General features: G+C 56.7%; 2 protein-coding genes. Both read right to left on the reverse strand.

The genetic code is table 11. From position 1 onward, the window contains the following. On the reverse strand, positions 1-816 hold an 816-nt coding region (locus tag G5V65_RS21880), incomplete at its 3' end, for a hypothetical protein (RefSeq protein ID WP_206526938.1). Next, positions 816-1,247: type IIL restriction-modification enzyme MmeI (locus G5V65_RS21885; RefSeq protein ID WP_343162887.1), on the reverse strand; the 432-nt coding region annotated here is incomplete at its 5' end. The genes G5V65_RS21880 and G5V65_RS21885, both read right to left, overlap by 1 nt.

The raw sequence follows: 1,247 nt of genomic DNA on the forward strand, positions 1-1,247 counted from the left end.
TCCGGTCAGAAGGATCCCGATCCCGCCCGTCAGCGTGACCAGCACCGCGAACCACCAGGCCCAGCGGTGAATCCCCTTAACAAACCAGTCGGGTGGCGTGACCACTTGGCTTTCAAAAACATCCTCGGGCATTTCGCGCCAGAACGATGATATCGCATTTGCAAAGCACTCCAAGTCGGTATCGCTAACCCGAAGGTGCTCGTGGTTTAATCTGTCCCAGAGAGGGTTCAGCTCGAGCCCTGTGCCCGCAAGCGGGTGCACGAGAAACCTCGGATACGAAGCTTTGAGTAAAGTGAGTGATGGGCCGTCACCGTGCTTATGGACATTCACTACCAGACGGCAGGCATCGAGCGCGGAGAACCACGGGGCTGTTTTCAGTTCCCAGCCAAAGCTCTCCAAGAGCTCATAGAGTTCATCGAAATTCGCCTTCCAGATGCGCTCTTTCGTGATGTTGCCGCGGTGCCAGTGTTTGATCTGGTCCACCAGCCATTGGCGCAGCTTCTTTTCCCACTCATGAAAGAAGCCTGCGATCACGCTGAGTCTTGTCCGCTCCTGCATTTCAGTGAGAAGCTGATAGAACTCGATGCCGGCATCCTCTGCGCCTTCGTAGAGATCAGCTGGATCATCGCGATCCGGATCAAAAAATCGCTGCGACCGTTCCGAAAGCCAGTCCTCTGCCGCCTTGTCCGCCTCTGCGCTGATGTTGCTGAACTGGGTCAGCAGCCGTGCCTTCGCCTGGTCAACATAGAACTGATGCGCCCTAATCAGGCTCTCGCGGTAACCGCTCCACATCTGGAAAACCACATAGTCACCCATCACGCCCGCCTGCCCCGCGCAGAGGGTGTTTTGGTCATCTTCGTATACATCTCGAACAGCTTTTCTAGCCGTTCAGTGTCGTTCTTGAAGCGGCGGCCGATGTAGATGCGTTCGAGGGTTTCGTCGTTGCGGTCGTGGGCGGCGCGCAGGTTTTCGGGCATCTTTTCGGGGTCGTAGAGGTCAGCAATGGTGGCGGGGAAATGCGCCTCGCGAGCGAGGAGGATGGCTTCCGCGCAGGCGGTCAGGTCGGCCTTGTTCTTTTCGGTAAGGGTGGGGACGGGGAAGGTGTTCCATGCAAGGGTGTTTGTGAACCGGTAGTCGGTCCTCATCCGCGAGCAAACCGTCGCTACCCAAACCAAATTCAGTCTGGAAGCGATTAGTGCCACGGTCCAAACCTGCTTCACTGGCATCCCAAATGACGAATTTGATAG

It is taken from the genome of Paragemmobacter kunshanensis, from assembly GCF_011059185.1.
Classification (GTDB): Bacteria; Pseudomonadota; Alphaproteobacteria; order Rhodobacterales; family Rhodobacteraceae; genus Paragemmobacter; species Paragemmobacter kunshanensis.